The sequence below is a fragment of the Geodermatophilus sp. Leaf369 genome (genome assembly GCF_001424455.1).
In the GTDB taxonomy this organism is placed as follows: domain Bacteria; phylum Actinomycetota; class Actinomycetes; order Mycobacteriales; family Geodermatophilaceae; genus Klenkia.
Genome location: NZ_LMQA01000002.1, coordinates 345,873 through 363,950, shown reverse-complemented (window position 1 = coordinate 363,950; position 18,078 = coordinate 345,873). Strand labels below are relative to the sequence as shown.

21 protein-coding genes are annotated in these 18,078 nt (G+C 75.9%); 1 reads left to right on the top strand and 20 read right to left on the bottom strand.

Going from position 1 to position 18,078, the window contains the following annotated elements:
- Positions 1-69: 69 nt before the first annotated feature.
- The 4 genes from ASG36_RS10595 to mftA are packed head-to-tail and all read right to left on the bottom strand — an operon-like array spanning position 70 to position 3,641.
- Positions 70-1,929: a mycofactocin system FadH/OYE family oxidoreductase 1 gene (locus ASG36_RS10595; protein ID WP_055763576.1), complete on the bottom strand. Its 1,860-nt coding sequence runs from the start codon at positions 1,927-1,929 to the stop codon at positions 70-72.
- Between the two features lie 13 nt (positions 1,930-1,942).
- Positions 1,943-3,175 carry a mycofactocin radical SAM maturase gene (gene mftC / locus ASG36_RS10590; protein WP_055763574.1) on the bottom strand — a complete coding sequence of 411 codons (1,233 nt, stop codon included), beginning with the start codon at positions 3,173-3,175 and terminating at the stop codon, positions 1,943-1,945.
- Positions 3,172-3,537 carry a mycofactocin biosynthesis chaperone MftB gene (gene mftB / locus ASG36_RS10585; RefSeq protein ID WP_235494839.1) on the bottom strand — a complete coding sequence of 122 codons (366 nt, stop codon included), beginning with the start codon at positions 3,535-3,537 and terminating at the stop codon, positions 3,172-3,174. The genes mftC and mftB overlap by 4 nt, the downstream gene beginning before the upstream one ends.
- Positions 3,522-3,641 carry a mycofactocin precursor MftA gene (gene mftA, locus ASG36_RS21535; RefSeq protein ID WP_082523008.1) on the bottom strand — a complete coding sequence of 40 codons (120 nt, stop codon included), beginning with the start codon at positions 3,639-3,641 and terminating at the stop codon, positions 3,522-3,524. Before mftA ends, mftB begins: the two co-directional genes overlap by 16 nt.
- Positions 3,642-3,749: 108 nt before the next feature.
- Between mftA and mftR the strand changes: the two genes are divergently transcribed.
- Positions 3,750-4,334, top strand: a complete 585-nt coding sequence (mftR, locus tag ASG36_RS10580) for a mycofactocin system transcriptional regulator (protein ID WP_055764939.1) — start codon at positions 3,750-3,752, stop codon at positions 4,332-4,334.
- Between the two features lie 5 nt (positions 4,335-4,339).
- Here the strand turns inward: mftR and ASG36_RS10575 are convergent, their stop codons facing one another.
- From ASG36_RS10575 to ASG36_RS10500, 16 genes are all read right to left on the bottom strand, one after another.
- Complete coding sequence (locus ASG36_RS10575; protein ID WP_082523007.1) at positions 4,340-4,969, bottom strand: TetR/AcrR family transcriptional regulator; 630 nt, start codon at positions 4,967-4,969, stop codon at positions 4,340-4,342.
- A gap of 107 nt (positions 4,970-5,076) precedes the next feature.
- Entirely contained in the window at positions 5,077-6,294 is a 1,218-nt protein-coding gene (locus ASG36_RS10570; RefSeq protein WP_235494837.1) for a cysteine desulfurase-like protein, read from the bottom strand.
- Positions 6,291-7,721, bottom strand: coding sequence for a bifunctional 3-(3-hydroxy-phenyl)propionate/3-hydroxycinnamic acid hydroxylase (locus ASG36_RS10565; RefSeq protein WP_055763569.1), 1,431 nt, complete (start codon positions 7,719-7,721; stop codon positions 6,291-6,293). Before ASG36_RS10565 ends, ASG36_RS10570 begins: the two co-directional genes overlap by 4 nt.
- Complete coding sequence (locus ASG36_RS10560; RefSeq protein WP_055763567.1) at positions 7,718-9,526, bottom strand: SpoIIE family protein phosphatase; 1,809 nt, start codon at positions 9,524-9,526, stop codon at positions 7,718-7,720. The genes ASG36_RS10565 and ASG36_RS10560 overlap by 4 nt, the downstream gene beginning before the upstream one ends.
- Positions 9,527-9,644: 118 nt before the next feature.
- On the bottom strand, positions 9,645-10,247 hold the full coding sequence (gene amaP, locus ASG36_RS10555; RefSeq protein ID WP_055763565.1) for an alkaline shock response membrane anchor protein AmaP: 603 nt from the start codon (positions 10,245-10,247) through the stop codon (positions 9,645-9,647).
- A complete protein-coding gene (locus tag ASG36_RS10550) occupies positions 10,244-10,774 on the bottom strand; it encodes a DUF6286 domain-containing protein (protein WP_055763563.1) in 531 nt (176 codons plus the stop codon). The genes amaP and ASG36_RS10550 overlap by 4 nt, the downstream gene beginning before the upstream one ends.
- A complete protein-coding gene (locus ASG36_RS10545; protein WP_055763560.1) occupies positions 10,774-11,184 on the bottom strand; it encodes an Asp23/Gls24 family envelope stress response protein in 411 nt (136 codons plus the stop codon). Before ASG36_RS10545 ends, ASG36_RS10550 begins: the two co-directional genes overlap by 1 nt.
- Entirely contained in the window at positions 11,181-11,375 is a 195-nt protein-coding gene (locus ASG36_RS10540) for a hypothetical protein (RefSeq protein WP_055763558.1), read from the bottom strand. Before ASG36_RS10540 ends, ASG36_RS10545 begins: the two co-directional genes overlap by 4 nt.
- 62 nt (positions 11,376-11,437) lie before the next feature.
- Positions 11,438-11,716, bottom strand: a complete 279-nt coding sequence (locus ASG36_RS10535; RefSeq protein WP_055763556.1) for a hypothetical protein — start codon at positions 11,714-11,716, stop codon at positions 11,438-11,440.
- Positions 11,713-12,072: an Asp23/Gls24 family envelope stress response protein gene (locus ASG36_RS10530; protein WP_055763554.1), complete on the bottom strand. Its 360-nt coding sequence runs from the start codon at positions 12,070-12,072 to the stop codon at positions 11,713-11,715. Before ASG36_RS10530 ends, ASG36_RS10535 begins: the two co-directional genes overlap by 4 nt.
- Positions 12,069-12,536 (bottom strand): Asp23/Gls24 family envelope stress response protein, encoded by a 468-nt coding sequence (locus ASG36_RS10525; RefSeq protein WP_055763553.1) that lies wholly within the window; start codon positions 12,534-12,536, stop codon positions 12,069-12,071. The genes ASG36_RS10530 and ASG36_RS10525 overlap by 4 nt, the downstream gene beginning before the upstream one ends.
- A gap of 80 nt (positions 12,537-12,616) precedes the next feature.
- Complete coding sequence (locus ASG36_RS10520) at positions 12,617-13,273, bottom strand: Asp23/Gls24 family envelope stress response protein (protein ID WP_055763551.1); 657 nt, start codon at positions 13,271-13,273, stop codon at positions 12,617-12,619.
- Positions 13,270-13,866: an RNA polymerase sigma factor gene (locus ASG36_RS10515; RefSeq protein ID WP_162245188.1), complete on the bottom strand. Its 597-nt coding sequence runs from the start codon at positions 13,864-13,866 to the stop codon at positions 13,270-13,272. Before ASG36_RS10515 ends, ASG36_RS10520 begins: the two co-directional genes overlap by 4 nt.
- Positions 13,867-13,913: 47 nt before the next feature.
- On the bottom strand, positions 13,914-16,133 hold the full coding sequence (locus ASG36_RS10510) for a bifunctional diguanylate cyclase/phosphodiesterase (protein ID WP_055763547.1): 2,220 nt from the start codon (positions 16,131-16,133) through the stop codon (positions 13,914-13,916).
- 109 nt (positions 16,134-16,242) lie between these two features.
- Positions 16,243-16,899: a response regulator transcription factor gene (locus tag ASG36_RS10505; RefSeq protein ID WP_082523005.1), complete on the bottom strand. Its 657-nt coding sequence runs from the start codon at positions 16,897-16,899 to the stop codon at positions 16,243-16,245.
- Positions 16,896-18,047 (bottom strand): sensor histidine kinase, encoded by a 1,152-nt coding sequence (locus ASG36_RS10500; RefSeq protein WP_157498759.1) that lies wholly within the window; start codon positions 18,045-18,047, stop codon positions 16,896-16,898. The genes ASG36_RS10505 and ASG36_RS10500 overlap by 4 nt, the downstream gene beginning before the upstream one ends.
- Positions 18,048-18,078: the final 31 nt, after the last annotated feature.

The window sequence follows — 18,078 nt, the reverse complement described above, 5'->3', positions numbered from 1 at the left end:
TCCACGCCGCCGGGCCCCGCAGGTACCAGGGCTTGCTGACCGACAGGGACTCCAGGGCCGGGGTCGGGCTCACGCGGGCACCGCCGTCCGCGCGGACGCCGCGAGCGCCGCCCGCCGGCCCTCGAGCACGGCGTCCAGGACGGTGCGCGGGGCGAGGACGTCGCCGGCGAACCGCTCCCGGCCCTCGTCGGGCAGCACGCGGCCGGGCAGCCGGTGCCCGGCGTCGACGACAGCGGCACAGGGCACCTCGACGACGGCACCGCTCCACCGGTGCTCCAGCACCGCGACCCCGTCGACCCACGAGCGCAGCAGCACCGCGGTCTCCCGGCGCACCCCCGCCCGGGCCAGCCGGCCGTTGGCCGCGGCCAGGTCTCCGGACGGGCCGAGCATCGAGCCGACGACGTCGTCCGGGGTGGCCAGCACGACGTCCCGGCCCACGGCGGCCAGCAGCTCGGCGACCCCCACCCCGACCGGGCCGCCCACCGGGTCGTGCACCAGCACCGGCCCGTCCGGCAGCACGGCCCCGGACAGCACGTCGGCGACGGACACCGCGCCGGGCACGACGGGCACCCCGGGCAGCCCGCCGGTGGCGACCACGTCGGCGTCGTCCGTCCGACCCATGGTGAACCGCACCCCGAGCCGGACGCACTCACCGGCCAGCCAGTCGGCGAACCGCCGGAATCGTTCCCGCCCGGGGGCAGCCGCGACCACGGGCAGCAACCCACCGACCGCGGGCGCCACGACCTCGACGGCGTGCCCACGCAGCGCCAGCACCCGCGCGGCCTCCAGCCCGGCCGGCCCGGCACCGGCGACCACGACGGGGCGGCCGTCCGAGGGCGTGGGCAGGTCGACGTCGGGTTCGGTGGTCTCGTGGCCCGACCGCGGGTCGAGCACGCAGCTGACCGGGGGGTTGCGGGTGTCGAGCACCTGACAGGCCTGATTGCAGAGCACACAGGGCCGCGGTGCCCGGCCGGCCCGCAGGGTCGCGACGTAGGAGGCGTCGGCGATCAGCGCCCGGGTCATCTCGACCGCGGTGCACCCGGCCGCCAGCAGCTCCTGCGCCCGGTCGGCGTCCACGATCGAGCCCTGGGCGACCACCGGGGTGTCCCCCGCGGCGGCCAGCAGTTCCACGTGGAACGCGGGCCGACGGTGCGCGGTGGGCCGGTACGCGGCGAGGTCCAGCGCGCTGCCGCGCACCAGGGTGAGCAGGTCGACCAGCGGGGCGAGCTCGCCCACCAGGGCGACCGAGGAGGTCGGGGTCAGACCGGCCCAGGGGGCGCCCTCGTCCACCGACAACCGCAGCGCCAGCACCCGGTCGGGGCCCTGCGCAGCCCGGACGGCGGCCAGCACCTCGCGCAGCAGCCGCGCCCGGTCGGTGCCATGGGCGTCGGTGCGGGTGTTGGTCAGCCCGGAGAGGAACTGGCGCAGCAGCGAGCGGGGGCCGGCGTCGACCTCCACGCCGTCCAGCCCGGCCGCCACCGCGGTGGCCGCGGCACCGGCGAACGCGGCGACCAGGGCGGTCAGCTCGCCGTCCCCCATCGGCGCGGGCACCTCACGGGTGACCACGTCGGGCACCCGGGAGGGACCCCAGAGGGCGGCCTGCGTCCAGGCCGAGGAGCCCTGCCCGCCGGTGTGGGTGAGCCCGGCGAGCACCAGCGTGCCGTGCGGGCGGCAGGCATCGCCCACGGCAGCCCACCCGGGGCCGCACTCGGCAGCCAGCGGGGCACGTTCGTAGGGGTGGTCCGAGGGGTGCACGGACGCCGCCTCGGTGACCAGGACGCCGGCACCCCCGGCCGCACGTCGCGCGTAGTAGGCGACGTGCCGGGGGGAGAACGACCGACCCGCTCCCAGGTTGGTCTCGTGCGGGCCGAACAGCACCCGGGAGGGCGCCGTCCGGCCCGCCACCGGGAGCGGGTCGGTCAGTCGCATGGAGGGAGCGGCCTCAGCGGAGGTCGAGGCCCGCCAGCGGCGACTCGTCGCAGATCTTCGCCGGCGGGATCGCCGGCATGCCCAGCAGCGTGGGCTGACCACGGACCGGGCCCTTGTGCGAGTGGTCGACGTGCGACTTGGGGGTGACGAGGTCCAGGTCACGGGCGGCCAGCGCGTTCTCGCCGTAGCCCTGCACGCACTCGGGGTCGGGTCCGTCCAGCGGCAGGCCGGTGAAGAACTTGGCCGCCATGCAGCCACCGCGACAGGAGTCGAAGTGCTGGCACTTGGTGCAGGCGCCACCGGTCTGCGGGTTGCGCAGGTCGGCGAACAGCTCGCTCTGCTGCCACACGGTCTGGAAGCCGCCGGGGCTGCGCACGTTGCCGGCCAGGAAGTTCTCGTGGATGGCGAACGGGCAGGCGTAGACGTCCCCGACCGGGTCGATCAGGCAGACCACGCGGCCGGCGCCGCACAGGTTCAGCCCGGGCAGGGCCTTGCCGAACGCGGACAGGTGGAAGAACGAGTCGCCGGTGAGCACGTTGTCGCCGTTGGCCAGCAGCCAGTTGTAGAGGTCGCGCTGCTGGGCCATCGTCGGGTGCAGGTCGTCCCACACGTCGGCCCCGCGGCCCGAGGGTCGCAGCCGGGTGATGCGCAGGGCAGCACCGAAGGAGTCGGTGAGGGCCTTGAACTCGTCGAGCTGCCCGGCGTTCTCCCGGGTGACGACGACGGAGACCTTGAAGTCCTTCATCCCGGCCTCGGCCAGGTTCTCCAGGGCCTTGATGGCCATGTCGAAGGACCCGGTGCCGCGGACCCGGTCGTTGACCGCCGCGGTGGCGCCGTCGAGGGAGATCTGCACGTCGACGTAGTCGGTGCGGGCCAGCTGGGCGGCGCGCTGCTTGTCCAGCTTCACGCCGTTGGTGGAGAACTTGACCCCGACGTCGTGGCCGATCGCGTAGTCGAGCAGGTGCCAGAAGTCCGGCCGCACGGTGGGCTCGCCGCCGCCGACGTTGACGTAGAAGACCTGCATGCGCTGCAGCTCGTCGATGACGCCCTCGGCCTCGGCGGTGGTCAGCTCGCGCGGGTCGCGCCGGCCCGAGGAGGACAGGCAGTGCGCGCACGCCAGGTTGCAGGCGTAGGTGAGCTCCCAGGTCAGGCAGATGGGGGCGTCCAGGCCGTACTCGAACTGGTCGATCAGCTTGCCGCCCGTGGGGCGTTGGACCGGGGCGCGCGTGGGGAGAACGGCGGTCACGGTGTCCTCTTCTCGATCATCTGGGAACGCGAGAGCGTGGCCAGCGCGGTGACGTAGGCCGGATGCTGGGCCGCGGGCACGTCGCAGGCGACCAGCGTGCTGGGGACGTCGGGGTGGTCCCCGAGGGCCTTGACGACGGCGACCAGCGGCTGGGACTTCAGGAAGGACAGCTTGCGGTTGCCGAAGTGGTAGACCAGCGCGCCGAAGGGCTCGGGCCGCAACGCCACCGACGCCGACTTCTGCCAGGGCAGGGACGGGTCGAAGGGCAGCTCGTCAGCAGGGACGACCACCGCATCCGCGGCCGGCTCGGTGCCGGCCGCGGAGTCGGTGACCAGTGCGGTGTCGATCAGTACACCCCGCACATGCCGTCGATGGAGACCTCCTCCACCAGGGAGTCCTCGACGAGGGCCTCCTCGGCGGCGGGAGCGGTGGTCTCGACGGTCTCGGCCTGCGTCTGCTCGGGCACGGGTGCCTCCTGGTGAGCTGGGTCACGGAACGCCCCGCACGCTAGTGGCACCCAGTGCCACCGGGCAAGGGGACCACCCGGGTCGACCCTGAGGGGCATGATCGGGTGGTGACCGAGACCGGGGGAGACGCCCGCGAGGCGACCCGTGCCCGCATCGAGGCCGCCGCCCTGGAGCTGTTCACCCGGCGTGACTTCGAGACCGTCACCGCCGACGAGGTCGCCGACGCCGCGGGGATCAGCCGACGGACGTTCTTCCGGCACTTCGCGACCAAGGCCGACGCCGTCTGGGGGGACTTCCACGCCCACGTGGTCCGGCTCGACCAGCTCCTGGCCGGCACCGACCCCGACCAGCCGGTGCTCGCCTCGATCTGCGCCGCCTACGTCGAGGTCAACGACTACGACGCCGCCGACCTGCCCCTGCTGCGGCACCGGATGCGGCTGATCCTCACCGAGCCGGCCCTGCAGGCGCACTCCCAGGTGCGGTACGCCGACGTCGACCGGGTGGTCGCCGAGCACGTCGCCCGGCGCACCGGCGCCGACCCCCACTCGCTCGTGCCGCGGCTGGTGGCCACCGCCACCCGGGCGGCGGCGACGACGGCGTTCGAGACCTGGCTGATCGGCGAGGGCTCGCTGGCCGAGGACCTGCACGCGGCGTTCGACGAGCTGGCCGGGGGCTTCCCCGGCCTGCGCTGAGCCCCTCAGACCAGCTGGGCGCGCGCCTCCCGAGCGGTCAGCTCGAGCACCAGCTGCAGGTGGTGCGGGAGCTCGGCCTCCAGCCGAGCCAGCGACTCCACGGTCTCGGTGCCGGCGATGACGCGCTGCCGGTGTTCATGGGCGAACACCCGGGTGGTGCTCAGCAGCAACGCGGCGGTCCACCGGGGGTGCGAGACGACACCGGCCGCAGCGAGGTTCGCCGCGAGGTCGTGCTCCGCCCGGGTGTGCACCGTCCGCTCGTACCTGGTCAGCGCCGGGACGGCCTCCACCTGGGCGGCCATGTCACGCAGCTGGGGATCCTCCAGGGAGGCCAGGTAGCCCATCGTCGCCGCGGTGAGCATCCGGACCACGGCCGCGGCGCAGGTCTCCCCCGGTCGCGGCTGCGGGGGCAGGCTCAACGCCTGGGCGAAGGGCACCCGGTCGGCGAAGAAGAGCTCCTCCTTGCTGGCGACGTGGTTGAAGACCGTCTGCACGGCGACGTCGGCCGCGCGGGCCACGTCCTCGATGGTGGTGCGGTCGAAGCCCTGCTCGTGGAACAACCGCTGGGCGGCGGTGACCACCTGTTCCCGCGTCCGGGCACGCTTGCGCTCACGTCGTGACTGCTCGAGACCCACGTTCTCTCCGTCGTTCCACCGTCGGAGCGAGCCCCCGTTTTGAGCTCAACGAGACGGTGCAGTTCCTGGTCAGCCTAACCACTGCCCAGGGGATCGCGCGCCGACGCTCAGGTCGTGGCGAGGAACTCGCGCAGTCCCTGGAGCAGCCGGTCGACGTCCGCGTCGTCGCTGTAGGGCGCCAGGCCGACGCGCAGCCCGCCGGTGTCCCCCAGGCCCAACCACCGGGAGGCCTCCAGTGCGTAGAACGAGCCGGCCGGGGCGTTGACACCCCGCTCGGCCAGGAAGCGGTACGCGTCGCCGGCGTCCCGGCCCTCGAACGTGACGAGCAGCGTCGGCGTCCGGTGGCCGGCCCGCGACCACAGGGTGGTCCCGGGGAGCTCGGCGAGCCCGGTCTCCAGCCGGTCGCGCAGCACGTCCTCGTGCTCCTCGAGGGCGGCCATCGCGGCCAGCAGGCGGGGCCGGCGGGGGCCCTCCGCGCCGAGCACCCCCGCGAGGAAGTCCACCGCGGCCGTGGTGCCGGCCAGCAGCTCGTAGGGCAGGGTGCCGGTCTCGAACCGCTCGGGGACGGCGTCGGTGGAGGGCAGGAGCTTGTCCGGGTGCAGCGTCCCCAGGAACGCCGGGGCGGCCACCAGCACCCCGCAGTGCGGCCCGAGGAACTTGTACGGCGAGCAGACGAAGGTGTCGCAGCCCAGCTCGGCGAGGTCGACCGGGGCGTGCGCGGTCAGGTGCACCCCGTCGACGTGGAAGAGCGCGCCGGCGGCGTGCACCACCCCGGCGATCTCGGCCAGCGGCGGGCGGGTGCCGATGAGGTTCGAGGCGCCGGTGACGGCGACGAGCACCGTGGCGTCGGTGACCTGGCCGGCCACGTCGGCGGCGGTGAGCTCGCCGGTGGCCGGGTCGAAGGGCACCCAGCGGACGGTGGCCCCGGCGCGCTCGGCGGCCTGCACCCAGGGCCGGACGTTGGCGTCGTGGTCCAGCCGGGTCACCACGACCTCGTCGCCCGGGCCCCACCCCGCGGACAGCGTGCGGGCCAGGTCGTAGGTGAGCGCGGTGGCGCTGCGCCCGAAGACGACGCCCCCGGGGTCGCCCCCGACTAGGTCCGCGACCGCCTGGCGGGCGGCCAGCACGACGGCGTCGGCGGTGCGCTCGGCGGCGGTGACCCGGCCCCGGTTGGCGGTCGGGGCGACCATCGCGGCGTGCACGGCGTCGGCCACCGGGGTGGGCACCTGGGTGCCGCCGGGCCCGTCGAAGTGCGCGGCCCCGCCCTGCAGGGCGGGGAAGGCGGATCGGACGGCGGCGACGTCGTAGCGCACGGGGAGGCTCACCGCGCCGATCCTGCCCGCGGACCCACCGCCGCCACCACCCGGTCGGGCCGGACCAGCACCCAGCGCCCCCGGAGCCCCGGCCCGAGGTCGGGGAGCGCGGCCAGCGGCAGCACCCGCGGACGGACCCCGGCGGGCAGCGCAGGGGCCGGCCCGTGGGCCAGCAGCGCCCAGCCCCCACCCAGCAGGTCGTCGAGCCGGGCGCCCCCGACCGTGGGCTGGGGCAGCAGCACCCCGACCGGCCCGGCCGGTCCCCACCGCGGTCGTCGGACCAGCGGCCCCCGGGGGAGCGCGGGGGTCCGGCTGGCGAGCACCCGGGCCGAGACCCCGGGCACCCGGCGCAGCCCGGTGAGCACCACGCGCCGCAGCACCGCCGTCCGGGTGCCGCCGGCGCTCATCAGCCACCCGAGGAGGGCGGCCAGCCGGATCAGCGCGCGGGCGTGCGCGGCACGCTCGCGCCCGTGGGTGTCCAGCAGCGCGTCGTCGGCGCCGTCGAGCACCGCGTCGAGCTTCCAGACCAGCTGGTGGACGTCGCGCAGCCCCAGCCCCAGGCCCTGGCCGATGAAGGGCGGGGTGAGGTGCGCGGCGTCCCCGCAGAGCAGCACCCGGCCGGCCCGCCACCGGTCGGCGACCGCGGCGCCGTAGACGTACTCGGCGACGCGGACCTGCTCGGCGCCGTCGGCCCCGAAGGGGACGAGCAGCGCGCGCAGGTCGACGTCCTCGGCGGTCTCGTCGGCGGCCAGCCGGAACTCGGCGCGGTAGCGGTCACCGGCGACCGGCATGAAGGTCGCCGGGCGGGAGGGGTCGCAGACCTGGTGGACACCGGGCCACACCGGGAGCGGGACGTCGGACCGGAGGTCGGCGACCAGCCAGCGGGCGGTACGGGCCAGCGGCACCGGCCGCGCCCCGATCAGCCGGGCGACCGTGCTGCCGGCTCCGTCGCAGCCCAGCAGGGCGCTGCCGGCGAGCTCCTCGACCCCGCCGGACCGGTTCGTCACGGTGGCCCGAACGCCGTCGGGTCGGTGCTCCAGGCCGGTCAGCTCCAGCCCGCGGCGCAGCTGCACCAGCGGCTCCCGGCCCACCGCGTCGAGCAGCACCCGTTCCAGGTCGGGCTGGTCGAACATCGAGGCCTGCGGCCAGCCGTGCACGCCCACGCCCGGGGCCCGGGCGAACTCCACGAGCACCCGGTGCCCGGCGTCGAGCAGCCGCAGCCCGGCCATCGGCCGGCTCACCGCCGCGAAGGCCTCGGCCACCCCGGCCGCCTGCAGCACCCGCAGCGCCTCGTCGTCCAGGTGCACCGCGCGCGGCAGCGGCCACGCGTCGGGGTGCCGGTCGACGACCACGACCGCGCGGCCCCGGCGGGCCAGCAGCAGCGCGGCGGTCAGCCCGACCGGCCCGGCACCGACCACCAGCACCGGGCGAGCGGTCACCCAGGGGCCGCCACGGCGTCCGGACCGGGGTCGGGGACGGGGACCGGGACGAGTGCGGGCTGGCGGTACAGCATCAGGGCCACGTCGTCGTCGTGCGCCCCGCCGAGCAGCTGGTCGACCAGGACGCCGGCCAGCAGCTCGGGGTGCAGGGCGCGGCCGGCGTCGAGCACGCCCAGCGCGCGGGCGATGCCCTCGTCGAGGGCCTCGTCGCGGCGTTCGACCAGCCCGTCGGTGTACAGCAGCAGGCTGGCGCCGGGCGCGAGCGTCGTCTCGGCCTCCGGGCGGACCCGGTCGGGGAGCACGGCCAACGGCAACGCCTGGGCGTCCAGCAGCAGCCGGGGCGCAGCGTCGCCGTCGACGACGAGGGCCGGCAGGTGCCCGGCACTGCTGTAGCGGACCACGCCGGTCCGGCGGTCGACCACCGCGCAGAACACCGTGCTGCAGGTGGCGCCCCGCACCAGGCCGGCGAAGCGGTCGAGTGCGGACAGCACCTGGGCGGGTCCGTTGGCCTCCAGCAGCAGGGCGCGGCCGGCGCTGCGCAGCTGGCCCATCACCGCGGCCGCGGCCAGGCCGCGGCCGACCACGTCCCCGACGACGACGCCGAAGACGCCGTCGGCGAGCTCCACCACGTCGTACCAGTCACCGCCCACCTCGAGGGCGCTGGTGGCCGGTTCGTAGCGCACCGCGAAGCCCGGCGGCAGCTCGACCGGGCCGAGGATCGACCGCTGCAGGGTCTCCGACACCTCGGTGGAGAACCGGGCCGCGGCCCGCTCGGCCTCGGCCAGCTCGATCGCCCGGCGTCGCTCCACCGCGTAGGCCTGCGCGTCGGCCACCACCGCGGCGACCTGGGCGGCGACCAACTGCAGGAAGGTGCGGTACTCGGCGTCCAGTGGCAGCTGCGGGTTGGTGCCGAGCACCAGCACGCCCATCGGGGTGGTCTGGCCGGGCACCGTGAGCGGCAGCGCGACGACGGTCTCGACCTCGGAGCGCTCCCCGGCCTCGGGCAGCACGACGCCGCGGGCGACGTCGGCCAGGCCCCGCCGCACCGTCACGGTGTCGGTGACCAGCGCCTGCCACACCCAGTCGTCGTCCGAGGCCGGGAGCGGGGTCGCAGCAGCAGCCGCTGCCGGGCCGCTCAGCCCGACCGCGGCGGCCGCCCGCGCCCCCGACCGGTCGGCGTCGAGCAGGTACAGCACCCCGAACGGACAGTCCTCCTGGGCCGTGGCCACGGCCGAGAGGGCCTCGGTGGCCGCCAGGTCGACGTCCCCGTGCCGGCCGGACCCGGCCGCCGACAGCCGCTGGAGCACGGTCAGCCGGCGGGCGCCCAGCACCCGGCCGGTGGTGTCGGTCGTCGTGTTCAGCACCCCGCCCACCCGGCCGTCGGGCTCCAGCACCGGGGAGTAGGAGAACGTGAACCAGGTGTCCTCGTCGTACCCGTGCCGGTGCATCACCAGCGGCAGGTCGACGTCGTACGTCGCCGCGCCGTCGAGCACGGCGTGCAGGCGCCCGCGCAGGGTGGGCCAGAGCTCGGCCCAGACGTCCTCGCAGCGCTGCCCGAGCGCGGCCGGGTGCTTGTCGCCCAGCACGGGGGCGTACGCGGCGTTGTAGACCATCACCAGGTCCGGGCCCCACATCACCAGCATGGGGAAGGGGCAGTTCAGGACCGTGGTGGCGGCCGTCCGCAGGGTGTCCGGCCAGCCGTTGGGCGGGCCCAGCGGGCTGGACGACCAGTCGGTGGAGAGCACCAGCTCACGGTGTTCGGAGTCGGTGCCTGCCACGAAGAACGGGTCGGTGCGTCCTGGCACAGCCCCTCCTCCGTCGTCGGACCGTCGCGCTGATCATGCAACACGGCACCGACACTCGTGGCCCGCCGACGCGACGACCCCCGGTCCGTGGGGGACCGGGGGTCGTCGGGGGCCGGGCTCAGCCCAGCGAGCGGGCGTTCTCCCGGGGGATGTCCAGCTCGACCCGGGTGGGCAGCCGGTCCAGCTCCAGGGCCTGTCGCAGGTGCGGGAGCGTCGTCCCGGTCACCGCGCGGTGCACCTGTGCCGGGTCGACTCGGCCGTCCAGCTTCACCCGCAGGTGCAGCGAGGGTGCCGACGGGCTGCCGGACAGGTGCGCCGAGGCCCGGGTCACCCCGGGCAGGTCGCCGACCTCGTCCTCGACGGCGTGCGTGATCGCCGACCCGTCGATCAGCGTGCGCCCGGTCTGCTGGTCGTCGTCGAGCCGGATCCGGCTCAACCGGTCGGTCTTGGCCTGGGCGACCAGCCAGCGGGCCGAGAGGACGGCGATCAGCAACGCGACGACCCCGACGACCGGCCAGAACCAGCCCATCCGGGCGACGTCGTCGACGGCGGCGTCGACGACCGTGCGGTCGGCCTGCGCCGAGCCGAGGACGCCCAGGCCCAGCAGCGTCCCGAGGACGCCGAGGGCCAGCAGCAGGAGGCCGAGCACGATCAGCACCGCGCGGTTGGTGCGCACCGCGCCGGGGGTGCGGGTGACCGGTGCGAGGGCGGAGGCGCTCATGCCGACACCTCCTGGAGGTCGATCGAGAGGGACGGGGCCGACGCCAGGCCGAGACCGGCCAGGGCCGAGCCGGCCCGCTCGCGGACCTGCGCGTCCAGCTCGGCGCTCTGCCGCAACGGGGTGCGGACGACGAGCGTGGCCTTGCGGGAGGTGACGGTGGAGCGGGTCGAGTCGACCCCGGCCAGCCCGGAGACCGACTGCTCGAGGGCGCGGCCGACACCGGTGCGGGAGATGGCGGTGACGACGTCGTCGTCCTCGCCCTGCACCACCAGCAGCGTCTTGCGACGGGGCTTGAGCTCGAGCACGAGCAGCAGCAGCCCGACGACGCCGACGACGATCGAGATCGTCAGCACGGCGCCGCTGGCCCAGGTGTGCTCGCGCAGCCAGGTCGCGACGCCCTCGTAGGGCACCAGCAGGTGCCCGGGACGGCCGAGCAGGCCCTGCACGACCTCGGCGACGACGACGATGCCCAGGGCGAGGCCGGCCAGGCCCAGGACCAGGGCGAGCACGCGGTCCACGGTGCGCATCAGCGGACCCTCTTCTGTTCGGGGGTGTGTTCGACGGTCAGCGCGGCCACCCGGACGTCGACCCGCGCGCTGCGCAGCCCGACCAGGGTGGTGAGCCGCTCGCCGACGTGCTCGCGGACGCGGCGGGTGACCTGCCGGACGGGGGCGGGCCAGGCGACGGACATGGTGATGTCGACGGTGGCCTCCTCGCCGTGCACCCGGGCGCTGACCCGGGGCTTGTCGGCGCCGCTCACCGCGACACCGAGGACGCGGCGGGGGCTGCCGGTGGCGGCGTCCACCTCGGCGGCGGCGGCGGAGGCGATCCGCTCGACGACGCGGTCGGCGATGGTCGTCCGCCCGCGCTCACCGGGCTCGGCGAGCTCGGGGCGGTCGCCCGCCGGTGCGGGGTCCGCCGTGGTCGGCGTGCTCACCGGTCTCGGCGGGCGCGGTCGCTCGCCGAGTTCATCAGCGAGGACAGGTCGAGCTGGCCCTCGAGGACCTTGCCGGCGGCGAAGCCGATCGCGGCGAGGACGGCGACGAGGACGAAGGCACCGAAGCCGCCGAAGGCGCCGGCGAGGCCGAGCACCATCCCGACGACGAGGCCGACTGTGCTGGGACGCATGGTCTGACTCCTTGGACGAGGGTCGTACCGGGACTCCGGTGCGACGGGGGTGGTGGGGGCTCTCAGCGCAGGCGGGTCGAGCGCCGGGCGCTCGTGCGTGCCTTGCGCCAGCGGCGGAGTGCCCGCAGCGGCGCGGTGCGCAGCCGGCGGGTCACCACGACGGTCACCGGGCCGCGGGGGGCGGAGGCGGTGCCGCCGGCGTGCCGGGCCCGGAGGGCGGCGAGCCCGGTGGCGAAGGCCTCCGGGTCGCCGCCGACGTCGGGGTGGTGCGCCCGGACGAACGCCCGCTCGGCCGCCCGCTGGGCGCGGTCGGTGCCGGGCGTGCGTCCGGGGGTGGTCACGGCGTGTCGTCCGCGGGGTCGTCCTCGGGCTCCGGGTCACCGGGCAGCGCGACGTCGTCGACGTGCACGTCGGTGCGTGCGCCCGGCGCGGCCGCCGCGACGGCGGCCCGGACCTGGCCGGCGACCTCGGTCATCGGCGTCCCGTAGTGGGCGACGACGTGCACGGCCAGGTCGGCGAGACCGCCGGCGGCGTCCTCACGGACGACGACGCCGGTCACCCGCCGGCCCGGCAGGTACGTCGCGGCGGCACCGAAGGCGCCCCCGGACAGCCGGGCGACCGCCGGGCACGCGAGCACTGCCGCCGCGACGACCTCGGGGTCGACTCCGGCGACGAGCGTGCGGCCCGGGGAGGTCACTGGACCCGGCTGGGTGCGGGCTGCTCGTCCTCGGAGGAGGACTCGTCGGAGGGCAGGTGGATGTCGTCGACGGAGATGTTGACCTCGACGACCTCCAGGCCGGTCATCTGCTGCAGGCTCTGGATGACGTTGCGGCGGATGCCGGCGGCGAGGTCGGCGATCGCGACGCCGTACTCGACGACCACGTCGATGTCGATCGCGGCCTGGGTCTCCCCGACCTCGACCGAGACACCCTGGGAGACGTTGGTGCCACCGGAGCCCGGGATGCGCTCACGGATGGCGCCGAAGGCGCGGGCCGCGCCGCCGCCGAGGCGGTACACGCCGTTGACCTCACGCGCCGCCATGCCGGCGATCTTGGAGACCACGGTGTCGGCGATGGTGGTCTTGCCCTGGCTCGACACCAGTTCGGTGGAGCTGCTGCTCGTGGTGCTCTTGGTGCTGGTGCTGGCGGTCGACTCGGTCATCGTCGTCCTCTCGCTGGGGGCCCTGAGCACGGGCCGCTGGAAGTGCGCTCGGGAACTAGGAGTCCCCTCGTGGGGGATCCTCACGCGCCGTCCCCGGTGATCTGGTTCACACCGTCCTCCTCGAGGTCGGCGACGTGCACGTCGACCTCGACGACGTCCAGCCCGGTCAGCTCCCCGACGCCGGCCACGACCGAGCGCCGGACGTCCTCGGCCAGCTGCGGCAGGGGGTGGCCGGGGGCGACGGTGAGCTGCACGGTGACCACGACCCGTCGTCCGGCCACCCCGATGCCCATGGCCCCGGCCCGCTGCGCCGCCGTCGGGCCGGTGGTCCACTCGGCCCGCACGGCGGCGACCGCCGCCGGCGGCGGGGCGGCCTGCCCGCGCACCGACCGCACGCCCTCGACCCGCTGGGCGGCGCGGCGGGCGACGACGGCGACCACCCAGGCGGCCACCCGGGTGACGCCGTCCCGCTCGGGGACGACGGCGTGCCAGGCGTGCGTGGCCATCGCGCTGACCCGTTCCATCACCTTCGCGTCCAGGCCGACGGGCGTGGCGGGGGGCTCCTCCTCCAGCGTGCGCACCGGGGCCCACAGCTCGGCGAGCTCGGCCAGCGCGGCACGGCAGTGCGGGCAGGCCCGCTGGTGCTCGGGGTCGGCGGGGTCGGCGCCGTCGGCGACCTGGGCAAGCAGCTCGTCCAGGCTGCAGCCGCAGGCCAGCTCGCGCGCCGGGCCGGTCACTGCCAGCCCCGCATGGTGTCCAGCAGACTGCGCCGGGCCCGGGCGATGCGGCCCCGGAGGGTGGGTTCGGACACCTCGAGCACGCGGGCAGCCTCCAGGTAGGACAGGCCTTCGAACTGGACCAGCACCAGGGCGGCACGCTGGTCGAAGGGCAGGGCACGGACGGCGGCCCGCAGGGCGCGGGTGCGCTCGGCGTCGACCACCTGGGCGTCGGGGTGCTCGGACGGCGGCACGGGTTCCTCGCCGGTGAGCGGGTCGACGGGCCGGCGGCGGGTGAGCAGCTGGCGGGCGGCGTTGGTGGTGATCCGGTGCAGCCAGGTGCTGAACGCGGCGTCCCCCCGGAAGGAGGGCAGCGCCCGCCAGGCGGACACCAGCGCGTCCTGCGCGACGTCCTCGGCGGCCGCGGACTCCCCGACCAGCCGGTGGGCGACCCGGTAGACCTGGTCGCGGTGCCGGGCCACGAGCACCTCGAAGGCGTCCGGGCTGCCCTGTTGGGCGCGTCGCACGAGGTAGGCGTCATCGAGGTGCCGACCGTCGAGGAAGGCGGCGTCGAGGTCGCCGGGCACCGGCGTCGTCACCAGTCCCTCGTCCACGCCGGGAGGGTGCCCGGTGGACGCGCCCGCGAACCCCCGGCGGGCGGTCAACCGCGGAGGCGGGCCCCCACGGGGTCCTCGAGCAGCCGGGCCGCCTGGTCCAGCGGGACCGGGCGTGACCACAGGTACCCCTGCCCGGAGCCGGCCCCGGCGGCGGTCAGCCAGGCCGCCTGCCCGGCGTCCTCGACGCCCTCGGCGACGGTGGACAGGTGCAGGGAGTGGCCCATCGCGATGATCGCCTCGGCCAGCGAGGCGCCCTGCTCGGAGGACACCACGTGGTCGACGAAGGACTTGTCCACCTTGAGCACGTCGACCGGCAGGTCGCGCAGGTGGGCCAGGGAGCTGTAGCCGGTGCCGAAGTCGTCGATCGCGATCCGCACGCCGACGGCGCGCAGCCGGGCCAGCAGCGGGGCGACCACGTCGGCCCCGGCGAGCACGGCGGTCTCGGTGATCTCCAGGACCAGCCGGTCCGGGGAGAGACCGGTGCGGGCCAGCGTGCCGGTGACCAGCTCGACGAAGCCCGGTTCGGTCAGCTGGGGGACGGCGACGTTGACCGACATGCTGATCGGTCGGCGGTCGGGGTGCTGGAGGGTGACCGCGGCCCGGCAGGCCTCGCCGAGGACCCAGGTGCCCAGCGCGACGATCAGCCCGGACTCCTCGGCCAGCGGCACGAAGGCCCCGGGCGGGAGCAGCCCGCGCACCGGGTGCTGCCAGCGGACCAGGGCCTCGAACCCCTGCACCGTGGGGGTGCCGGGGGTGGTGAGGTCGACGGTGGGCTGGAAGTGCAGCACCAGCTCGTCGGCCAGCAACGCCCGTTCCAGGTCCGCGCGCAGCTGCAGCCGGTCCAGCGCGGCGGAGTGCAGGCCCGGCTCGTAGACCGCCGTCCCGTGCTTGCCGCCGTCCTTGGCCAGGTACATCGCCACGTCGGCGTTGCGCAGCAGGTCCGCGCCGGACGCGCCCTCGGGCGGGGCGTCGGCCAGCCCGATGCTGGCGCGGACGGCCAGGTGGTGGCCGGCGGCGACCGCCGGGGCGGCGAGCACCTCGTGCACCCGGGCGGCGACCGTGCGGGCGTCGGCGAGGTCGGTGTCCTCCAGCAGGAGCGCGAACTCGTCGCCGCCGAGCCGGGCGACGGTGTCCCCGTCGCGGGCCAGCCCGGCGAGCCGCGCGCCGACCTCGCTCAGCAGGGCGTCGCCCACCTCGTGGCCGAAGCGGTCGTTGACCTCCTTGAAGTCGTCGAGGTCGATGAACAGCAGCGACAGCCGCCGGGTGGACCCGGCTCGACGGCGCAGGGCGTGCTCGAGCCGGTCACCGAACAGCCGGCGGTTGGACAACCCGGTGAGCGGGTCGTGCAGTGCCTGGTGGGTGAGCTGGCGCTCCAGCTCGACCCGGGCGGTGACGTCCCGGACGGTGAGCACCAGACCCTCGACGGCGGGGTCGGCCAGCTGGTTGCTCAGCACGCCCTCGACGTGCGCCACCCGGCCGTCGGCCCGGGTGAGCCGGAAGCCGACCGGGTGGTCCCCGTCGGGACGGGCGTCCAGCAGGGCCACCAGCGGCTCGACGTCGGCAGGGTGCACCCGCTGGTGCACCGGCGTACCCAGCAGCTCCTCGACCGGGGCGTCGAAGAGCCGGGCGGCCGACCCGGTGGCGTAGCCGAACCGGCCGTCGGTGGTGAGGACGACGATGACGTCGACGCTGCTGCGCACCAGGCTGGCCAGCCGGCTCTCGGAGGCGACCAGGGTCTGCTGGGCGGTGACCTCGGCCTGCAGCCGGCGGTGCCGGGCCACCAGCCGGCGGAACCAGGCCATCCAGCCGACCGAGGCGACGACCAGCATCACGGCGTAGGCGATCCAGGCCTGCAGGTCGAGGGTGGCGGCGCGGTCGTCGAGTTCGGTGGCCAGCACGTCGAGCTCGCTCCGGACGCCGGTCAACGCCTCCGGCCCGCCACGGACGGCGTCCGCGGCGGCGCTGAGGACGGCGACCCGGTCGGCAGGTGCGTCCAGGGCCTGCAGCTCCGCGGCGGCACGGTCGAGGTCGGTGGCGAACAGGGGGAGGTCGACGGGCATCGCGGCGGCGGCCTCACCGACCAGCTGGGCGACCACGACCCGCTGGTCGGCGACCGGGGTGGCCCGGGTGTACACGCCGTCCAGCAGCAGGAACTCGGCGACGATGACGGCCAGGGTGCCGAGCACGGTGGCCAGCACCCGCCAGCGGGAGGCCCGGGCGCGCTCCTGGAGCGGCACCGCCACCTCGTCGTCCAGCGTCGACATCGATCTCCCCGCCCGGTGCCCCCGTGGCACGCATCACCGGGAACTTCGGCCTTGTCGCGCCGGTCGTGCAGCCGTCCCGGCGGGGTTCATCCGCGCGGGTGAGCCGGTCTCACCCCGGGGTGACCAGCCGCGCCTCGTAGGCGAGCACCGCGGCCTGGGTGCGGTCCCGCAACCCGGTCTTGGCCAGGATCCGGCCGACGTGGGTCTTCACCGTCAGCTCCGAGAGCACCAGGTGGGCGGCGATCTCGGCGTTGGACAGCCCGCGGGCGACGTGTCCGAGCACCTCCCGCTCGCGGTCGGTGAGCACGTCGAGCCGGGTGTCCCGCCCGGTCGCCCCGGACGGGAGCCCCGCGGCGAAGGTCTCCAGCAGCCGGCGGGTGACCCGCGGGGAGACCACGGCGTCCCCGCGGGCGACGGTGCGGATCGCGGCGAGCAGGTCGGCGGGCTCGGTGTTCTTGAGCAGGAAGCCGCTGGCCCCGGCGCGCAGCGCGGAGAAGGCGTGCTCGTCGAGGTCGAAGGTGGTGAGCACGAGCACCCGGCTGGGCAGCCCGGCGGCGACGATCTGCGCGGTGGCCTGGACGCCGTCCAGCACCGGCATCCGCACGTCCATCAGGACGACGTCGGGCCGCAGGTCGCGGGCCAGGGTCACGGCGGCGGCGCCGTCCCCGGCCTGGCCGACGACCTGGAGGTCGGGCTGGGCGTCGAGCACCATGCCGAACCCGACCCGGACCAGCGGCTCGTCGTCGACGAGCAGGACGGTGGTCACGCAGCACCCGCCGGCGTCAGCGGGAGGGCGGCCCGCACGCGCCAGCCGCCGTGCTCGCCCGGCCCGGTCTCGACCGAGCCGCCCCACGCGCCGAACCGCTCCCGCATGCCGACCAGGCCGTGCCCGGACGCGCGGTCGGGGTCCGGGCGGGGCGTCGTCCCCCGGCCGTCGTCGCGCACCTCGACCTCCAGCGACCCGGGCGTCCAGGTGAGCCCGACCCGCGCGGTGCGGGCGTCCCGGGCGTGGGTGAGGGTGTTCGTCAGGGCCTCCTGGACCAACCGGTGGACGGCGAGCTGCGCGGTGGCCGGCAGCTGCGACGGGCTGCCGGTGACGGTCACGGTGACGGCGAGCCCCGCCGCCCGGACCTGCTCGACGAGCCGGTCGAGCTGGTCCAGGCCGGGGGTCGGGGCGTCGGCGACCGCTGCCCCGTCCGCGCGCAGCACGCCCAGCAGCCGGTGCATCTCCGCGATCGCCTCCCGGCCGGTGCTGGCCACCTGCCCCACCGCCTGCCGGGCCGGGCCGGTGGCACCGGCGTCCATCGCGTAGCCGGCGCCGTCGGCCAGCGCGGTCATCACCGAGATGTTGTGCGCCACGACGTCGTGCACCTCGCGGGCGATCCGGGCGCGCTCGTCGGCGACGGCCACCCTGTCCCGGGCGTCGCGTTCGCGTTCGGCGCGGTGGGCCCGGTCCTCCAGCGCCTGCATCAGCGACGTCCGGGTGCGCCGGTTCCGGCCGACGACGAGGGCCAGCACCGTCAGCGCGGTCAACGGCACGACGCTCTGCCCGCCGGGCTGGCCGGCGAACGCCACGACCGCGACGGTCACCGGCAGAGCCGCGACGAGCACCGCGCCGGCGACCACCTCCCGGGTGGGCCGGTGCTCGGCCACCACGGCGAGCAGCCAGAACAGCACCAGCCCGGCTGGGAGCAGCGCCTCCGGGGCGAGGCCCCGGGAGACCCAGAAGGCCCCGAGCAGCGCAGCTGCGGCGGCGAGCCCGGCCAGCGGCGCGCGGCGGCGGGCCAGTGCGGGCAGCCACAGCAGCAGCGAGACGACCACCTCGGTGGGTCCGATGCCCAGCCGGACCAGCGGCCCCAGGCTCAGCAGCGCCAGCCCGAGGACCGGGACGACGAGGCGCAGGCGCGGGGACACGACGTCGATCGTGCCGTGCCGCCGCGCCTGC